This is a genomic window from Actinoplanes sp. CA-051413, assembly GCF_050955795.1.
Taxonomy (GTDB): Bacteria; Actinomycetota; Actinomycetes; order Mycobacteriales; family Micromonosporaceae; genus Actinoplanes.
The window spans coordinates 3,412,008-3,420,068 of the sequence record NZ_CP192100.1 but is presented as its reverse complement, the minus strand read 5'-3'; the positions used below and the strand labels follow the sequence as shown (position 1 = coordinate 3,420,068).

General features: G+C 71.0%; 4 protein-coding genes. 1 reads left to right on the top strand and 3 read right to left on the bottom strand.

The window, feature by feature from the left end; translation table 11 throughout:
* The first annotated feature begins 13 nt into the window (after positions 1 to 13).
* A complete protein-coding gene (locus tag ACQP2Y_RS16160) occupies positions 14 to 4,591 on the top strand; it encodes a type I polyketide synthase (RefSeq protein WP_433728940.1) in 4,578 nt (1,525 codons plus the stop codon).
* A gap of 145 nt (positions 4,592 to 4,736) precedes the next feature.
* On the opposite strand, the gene ACQP2Y_RS16155 is transcribed toward ACQP2Y_RS16160, so the two are convergent.
* The 3 genes from ACQP2Y_RS16155 to ACQP2Y_RS16145 form a co-directional block, all read right to left on the bottom strand.
* Complete coding sequence (locus ACQP2Y_RS16155) at positions 4,737 to 5,492, bottom strand: thioesterase II family protein (RefSeq protein ID WP_433728938.1); 756 nt, start codon at positions 5,490 to 5,492, stop codon at positions 4,737 to 4,739.
* 47 nt (positions 5,493 to 5,539) lie between these two features.
* Positions 5,540 to 6,394: an AfsR/SARP family transcriptional regulator gene (locus ACQP2Y_RS16150; protein WP_433728936.1), complete on the bottom strand. Its 855-nt coding sequence runs from the start codon at positions 6,392 to 6,394 to the stop codon at positions 5,540 to 5,542.
* Between the two features lie 441 nt (positions 6,395 to 6,835).
* Entirely contained in the window at positions 6,836 to 7,891 is a 1,056-nt protein-coding gene (locus ACQP2Y_RS16145; protein WP_433728934.1) for a helix-turn-helix domain-containing protein, read from the bottom strand.
* Positions 7,892 to 8,061: the final 170 nt, after the last annotated feature.

The window sequence follows — 8,061 nt, the reverse complement described above, 5'->3', positions numbered from 1 at the left end:
AGGAGAGTCAGGCATGACGAACGAGGAAAAGCTGGTTGACTACCTCAAGTGGGTGACGGCCGATCTGCACCGGACCCGCGAGCGGCTCGCCGAGGCGGAGAGCCGTCAGCACGAGCCGGTCGCGATCATCGGGATGAGCTGCCGCTATCCCGGCGGGACGGGCACTCCGGAGGACCTGTGGGACCTGGTGGCGGCGGAGACCGATGCGATCGGTGACTTCCCTGGGGACCGGGGCTGGGACGTGGAGAACCTCTACGACCCCGACCCGGACGCACCGGGCAAGACCTACACCCGGCAGGGCTACTTCCTGTACGACGCGGCCCGGTTCGACGCCGGGTTCTTCGGCATCAGCCCGCGCGAGGCAGTGGCCATGGACCCCCAGCAGCGCCTGCTGCTGGAGACGAGCTGGGAGGCCTTCGAGCGGGCCGGGCTCGACGTGGACAGCCTGCGCGGCAGTTCCACCGGCGTCTTCACCGGCGTGATGTACAGCGACTACGGCAGCCGGGTCCGGGAGGTCCCGGAGGATCTCGAAGGATATGTGGGCAACGGCAGCGCCGGCAGCGTGGCGTCGGGCCGGCTGGCGTACACCTTCGGCCTGGAAGGTCCCGCAGTCACCGTGGACACCGCCTGCTCGTCCTCGCTGGTTGCCGTGCATCTCGCGGCGCAGGCGCTGCGCCGCGGTGAGTGCACCTTGGCGCTGGCCGGCGGGGTCACCGTCATGGCCGGCCCGGGGCTGTTCACGGAGTTCAGCCGGCAGCGCGGGCTGTCGGCCGACGGCCGGTGCAAGTCGTTCGGCGCCGACGCCGACGGCGCGGGGTTCGGCGAGGGTGCCGGCCTGTTGCTGCTGGAACGGTTGTCGGACGCCGAGCGCAACGGCCACCGCGTCCTGGCGGTGGTGCGTGGCTCCGCGGTCAATCAGGACGGCGCCAGCAACGGCCTCACCGCACCCAACGGACCAGCCCAGCAGCGCGTCATCCGCCGCGCACTGGCCGACGCCGGACTCAGCACCACCGACATCGACGCCGTCGAAGCCCACGGCACCGGCACCACCCTCGGCGACCCCATCGAAGCCCAAGCCCTGCTCGCCACCTACGGCCAGAACCGCCCCGACAACCAACCCCTATGGCTCGGCTCCATCAAAAGCAACATCGGCCACACCCAAGCCGCCGCCGGCGTCGCCGGCATCATCAAAATGATCCAAGCCATGCGGCACGGCGTGCTGCCGAAAACCCTGCACGCCGACGAACCCAGCCCCCACATCGACTGGACCAGCGGCGCGGTCAACCTGCTCACCGAAGCCCATGACTGGCCCCGCGCCGACCGGCCGCGCCGCGCCGCCGTCTCGTCCTTCGGCATCAGCGGCACCAACGCCCACGTCATCCTGGAGGAGGCACCGGCGACGGAGGATCCGCGGCCCGTGCCGGCCGCCGCGGCGCCACCGCTGATGCCCTGGCTGCTGTCGGCCAAGAGCCGGAACGCGCTCAGCGCTCAGGCCGAGCGGTTGCAGACGTTCGCCGTCCCTGACGCACCGGCGACACCGGCCGAGGTCGGCCGGGCGCTGGCCACGGCCCGCTCCGCCTTCACCCATCGGGCCGCGGTGCTGGCCGACGATGCGGAGGGCTTCCGCTGGGGGCTGGAAGCTCTGGCCGCGGGCAGCGCCGCGCCCAATCTGGTGACCGGTACGGCCGACAGCGACAACGGTGGCACCGCGTTCCTGTTCACCGGGCAGGGCGCCCAGCGTCCCGGGATGGGCGCCGACCTGTACCAGCACTACCCGGTCTATGCCACGGCCCTCGACGACGTGTGCGCCGCCCTCGGCCCCCACCTACCGCAACCGCTGCTCCCCCTGATCCTCGGTACCGCCGACGACCCCGACCTGCTGCACCAGACCCTCTACACCCAACCCGCACTGTTCGCCGTCGAAGTCGCCCTCTACCGGCTCCTGACCGCACACGGCGTCACCCCCGACCACCTCGTCGGACACTCCATCGGTGAACTGTCCGCCGCACACGTCGCCGGCGTCCTCGACCTCACCGACGCCGCCCTGCTGGTCACCACCCGCGCCCGGCTCATGCAACACATCAGCACACCCGGCGGCCTCATGGCCGCCATCAACACCGACGAGCAGACCGTCCGCGCCGCCCTGACCGACCACGTCTGCATCGCGGCGGTCAACAGCCCGACCAGCACCGTGATCTCCGGTGATCCGGACGCGGTCCGCACCCTCGCTGCCACCTTCCGCGAACAAGGCGTCCGCACCCGCGTCCTCACGGTCAGCCACGCCTTCCACTCCCACCACATGGACCCGCTGCTCGACGAACTCGCCACCGTCGCCGCCACCCTCACCTACCACCCACCGGCGATCCCGATCGTGAGCACCCTGACCGGGCAACCGGACACCGACCTGACCGACCCCACGTACTGGACCCGGCAACTCCGCGGCACCGTCCGCTACGCCGACGCCATCACCCACCTCACCACAGTCCGGACCTCCACCTATCTCGAACTCGGGCCCGACCCGGTGCTGGCCCCCATGACCCTGGAGTGCCTGTCGGGTGTGACGAACGGACCGCACGAGGCACCCGGACTGGTGACCGCGGTCATGCGCCGGGATCAGCCGGAAACCCGGACCGTGCTCGCGGTCCTCGCGCAGCTGTGGGTCCGCGGTACGCACATCGAGTGGGCCGGCTCGCCCGCGCTGCCCGCCACCGGGCGCGCCGTGCAGCTGCCGACGTATGCCTTCGAGCGGGAGCGCTACTGGTTGGACGTGGGTACCACCACCACCGGTTCGGCCACCCGGCACAGCTCCGAGCACCAGCTCTGGACCGCGGTGGAGAACCAGGATCTCGCCACGGCGGCGGCGGTGCTCGGCGTCGGCGCGGCCGACCGGGACGCCCTCAAGGCGCTGCTGCCCACGCTGTCCGCCTGGCGCCGCCGGCGGCACTGGGGCTACCGGTTCGCCTGGGTCCCGATCGACGAGCCGGCGACCGGCCTGCTGACGGGCACCTGGTTGGTGGCGAGCACCGGCCGATCACCGTACGAGCAGATCCTGCGTGAGCACGGTGCCGACGTCGTACACCTGGATCTGACCGGGCACCCGGATCTCGACCGTCTCGCCGATCGGGTGAAGGAGGCCGCGGCCGGTGCGGCGATCGCCGGCATGCTGCTGGTGTCGGACGCTCCCGACGGGGAAGCGGCGTGGCAACCGGCCGGCCTGGTGTCGCGGTCCGTGCGCGACGCCGGCATCGACGCTCCCCTGTGGTTGGTGACGCGCGGAGCGGTCACCGCGGTCGGCGGGGACGAGGTCGACCAGTGGCAGTCGCGCCACCGCACGGCGCTGCTCGAGGCCGCGCGGTCCGGGCCGGGCATCGGGCTGCTCGACCTTCCCCTTCGGCCGCTCGACGCGCGGACCGGCGCACGGATCGCGGCTGTGCTGGTCCGGGAATCAGGACCGGACGACGTGGCGGTACGCACGTCCGGGAGCTACGCCCGGCGACTGGTGCCCGCGATGCTCGAACCCGAGGGGGACGAGCCCCGGCCCTGGACGGCCGGAACGGTGTTGATCACCGAGGGCATCCACGGTCTGGGCGCTCAGGTGGCCCGGTCACTCGCCGGCGCCGCCCACCTGCTGCTGACCGTCGACAGCGAACGGGACGAGGCGGAGGCCGAGGAACTGCTCGGCGACCTGCGTTCCGCCGGCTCGGCGGTCACGGTGGTGGCCACCGCGTTGCGCGATGCGGGGGAACTGCAGGGCCTGTTGGCCGGGCTGCCCGCCGATCGCCCGCTGACCGCCGTGGTGCACACGACCGGAGTGCAGACGGCCGAGGACCACAGCGTCGCTGTCGAACAGGCGTACCGGTTGGACGAGGCCACCCGGGACAGCAACGTCGCGGCGTTCATCGTCTTCTCCGCGGCGGCCGGCGCGCTGGGCCTCGGCCTGTCCGACGATGTCACGCACCTGCGACTGTCCGAGGTGGTACGGCAACGCCGGCTCGCCGGCTTGCCCGCCCTGTCGGTGGCCTGGGGCCCGTGGACCGGGAGCGCACCGGGATCGGCCGCCGGCCCGTGGGAGCACCCGGGGTTGCGGACTCTGGACGCCTCGCACGGTCTGCCCCTCGTCTGGCACGCGGCCGGGAAGGGCGAACCCGACGTGGCGGTGCTGGACCTGGATCCCGCGTTGCCGGCCGACGACTGCCCGCCGCTGCTCGGTGCGTTGTCCGAGGCCGCCCAGCCGACCGGTGCGATCGAGCCCACCGGGGGCATCGACGATCCCGGGGCCCTGCGCCGCCGGCTGGCGCTCTCGGAGAGCGCCGAGGAGCGCGAGACCCTCCTGCTCGAGCTGGTACGCACCCACGCCGCCAACGTCCTCGGCCACAGTTCCACGGAGGCGATCGACATCGGCAGCGAGTTCCTCGATCTCGGTTTCTCCTCCTTCACCGCCCTGGAGCTGCGCAATCTGCTCGCCGCCTCCACCGGACTCGATCTGCCGCCCGTGGTCATCTTCGAACTGCGCACCCCACTGGCCCTGACCGAGTTCCTGCACACCAGCCTCACGACGGCCCCGGACGACCTGGCAACGGCCGGCCGGTGAACACGACGGGCGCCGGTGCCGACGGCTCGTGAAGCCGAACGCACCGGCGCCCACCGGGTGTGCGGCCCGGACCCGGACGCGCGAAAGGGCACCGGCGGCCACCCAGGCTCACCGGTGCCTCGCGGGCTACCAGTACGGCGGACGGTCAGCGGCCCACCAGCGACTCCCGCACGATGCGGACCACCTCGTCCGGCTGCTCCATGAGGAAGAAGTGACCGCCGCGGAGAATGTGCATCGAGAAGCCGCCGCGGGCGTGGGACTGCCACTCGCGGGCGTCATCGAGGGTCACCTGCGGGTCCCGGTCACCGGTCAGGACCGTGACCGGGCAGCTCACCGGGGCCGGATCGGCGCACACATAGGTCTCGATGGCCGCATAGTCGCTGCGGACGGCGGGCAGGATCATCCGCAGCAGCTCCTCGTCGCCCAGCACCCGCGGGTCCGAGCCGCTGAGGGCGCGCAGTTCGGCGACGATGCCGTCGTCGTCGAGCAGGTGCACCCGGGCCGGACGCCGGCGGGTCGGTGCGCGCCGGCCGGAGACGATCAAGCGGACCGGGGACGGCAGGTGCCGCTGTTCCATGCGCCTTGCCACCTCGTAGGCGAGAACCGCGCCCATGCTGTGCCCGAAGAACGCGAAAGGCTCGTCGGCCCACGGCAGCAGGGCTTCGAGGATCTGCTCCGCCAGCTCGTCGACGCTGTCGACACAGGGTGTGGTGCGCCGGTCCTGCCGCCCGGGATACTGCAGCGCCAACACGTCGACGGCTCCGGCCAGCGCCGCCGACATCGGCCGGTAGAACGACGCCGATCCGCCCGCGTGCGGGAAGCACACCAGCCGCACCCCCGGCCGGCCGATCGGGTGGTAACGCCTGACCCAGGCGTCGTTCTCCTTGATGGTGGCCGACATGGCACTCCCCCCGTTCAGATCGCGTGTGATGGGCGTGGCACCGCGGTTCAAGCCGCTTCCCCGGCGTGCAGATCGTCGTTGTCGCTGAGGATCGCGCGGTGCAGGTGCTGCAGCGCCCGGCACGGCTCCAGCCCGAGCTCGCGGTTGAGAGTCTGACGGGCCGCGGCGTACACCTTGAGCGCGTCCGCCTGCCGTTCCGAGCGGTACAGCGCGAGCATCAGCTGGCGATGGAAAGTCTCCCGGAGCGGGTGCTCGGCGACGAGCTGGCGCAGGAAGCCGACCATGTCCCGGTGCCGGCCCAGCGCGAAGCTGGACTCCACCACGGCCTCCGCACAATCCAGCCGGATCTCTTCCAGCCAGGTGACGAACGCGCTGATCGCCGGGCTGTCGCAGAGCCCCTCCAGCGCCGGTCCGCGCCACAGCAGCAGGGCATCGTGAAAGGACTCGGTCGCCAGATCGTGACGGCCGTCGGTGGCGAAGCCACGACCGCGGCGGACCGCGCTGTGAAAGGACTCCAGGTCGAGCTCGTCGGAGCCGATGTCGAGCAGGTATCCGGGCGCTTTGGTGACGATGGGGCTTTCGGTACGGCCCGGAACGCTGAGGAACCGGCGCAGCTGGGAGACGTAGACGTGCACCGCCGCCCGGGCCCGCAACGGCGGGTTACCGCCCCAGACCTCGCTCACCAGCTGATCCAGGGGCACCACCTGGCCGGCCCGGGTGAGCAGGACAGCGAGGAGGACTTCCATCTTGTGGGCGCTGATGGACGACCCCTCACGTCCGCCGAGCACCCGCAGCGGCCCCATGATCTGGTATCGCAGCCGCGGAGTGCTCCCGCCGTGCTCCCGGTCGACGGTTTTCAGAGAGACGGCCGATTCGTACAGCCGGTCAGCGAAGGACGTCATGATGCACCTCCGGATCAATTCGTCATGCGGGTGGACCGGGCATGCCGATCCCCCCTCCGGAAAGGATCGGTGGACGCAGCGGCAACGCTGCTCTCACCGGCTCGCTCCTCGTCCGCGGGCCCCGTTGCGGGCGGACGGGTCCACCGGTGTCGATGCCCGAACAGTAACGACGCCCCTGGGCACCCTCAACCCCACATCACCGGCCTCCCCACCCCTAGCCGGGACGGCCCCGCAACCCGGGAAAAGGGTAAATCCACCACAGCGTGCTGATCTTGCTCAGACAGGTCGGATGGATGAATTCGACTTAATCCGGCGAAGCGTCAGGAAGATATGAAATGCCACAGTGGACCTTTACGGCATTAACCCGTTAAACCCTCACGAAATTTTCTGGCCGCAAAAAATTTACGTTTGTAATAGGGGACGGATCCGTTCGCTTGAGTCCTAAGTTCGTTCATCTTGGTCGAGGCTTGCCGCCCTACCGGGATCGAGATGGGAGTCCCAGACGGCCGTGAACGGAGCGGCCTGCTCACCCCACTCGCAGGCCCAGGCCATCACCTCACCCTCCAGGGCGGCGATGCGGCGGCGGTGCTTCTCGGACAGCCGCCCGGCCAGATCGTCGATCCAGAAGGCCGCCAGCGTGGTCCACATCGAGCCGGCGGGCAGGACGAACACCCGGAACCGCGGATTGCGCTCCAGCCAGGCGTCCGGCACGAGACTGTCCGCCGCGGGCGGTGGATCGAAGAACAGGTCCAGCTCCAGGTCACCCGGCGTACGCCGGCCGCACTCCTCCAGGAAGGCGAGCAGCTGCCGGCGACGGTGGAAGCGCCGCCGTCCGGCCAGGTCCCGGGTGGCTTCCAGCGCGGCGTCGCCGCCGGGCGCGTACCGCGGGCGTCCCGGTTCCTGCTGCTCCGCCTCCCAGGTCCAGTGCGGCGCCCGGGCACCGTCGCCATCCCCGTCGGCCGCCGGGTCCCGCGCGAGGACCAGGCACCGGCAGGGCGGGTCCAGATAGAACCCGACAAGGCCCCGTACCGCGGCAACGTAGCGAGGATGGGCGGCCACCCGCCACGAGGCGGCGTGTGCCGGGTGCAGGCCGACGCTGCGCCAGATCCGGCTGACCATCGTCTGGGAGATCCCGGTGGCCGCCGCCATGGCGCGGGTCGTCCAGTACGACCCCGGCGGTTCTTCATCGAGGGTCCGGTGGACGACCTCGGCGATCCGCTCGTCGGAGATCCGGCGCGGGGCACCCGCGCGTGGGCCGTCACGCAGGCCGGCCAGGCCGTCCTTGGCGAACCGGGCGCGCCACTTGCCCACGGTCTGTGGCCACACACCGAGCTGGTCGGCGACCTCGCGATTGCTCACCCCGGCGGCACAGGCCAGCACGATCCGGGCGCGGAGGGCGAGCGACTGCCCGACCGTGGCCTGCCGGGTCCACCTGAGCAGAACCTCCCGCTCATCGTCCCGGACGACGAGCGGCGGCATCGACTGCCCTCTCCCCATGGGGGCGACGGTAGCCGACTTCACTGGACTTTCGACTCAAGTGACGAGAAGACGATCTTAGTCTGGTGCCGCGCTCTGCAGGGTGGGACAAGCGCGTTGATGTCGACCATGCGTAATGCCAGAATCACTCAGCTGACACAGTCCACTGTCCTCACCGGCGACCGCCGCTG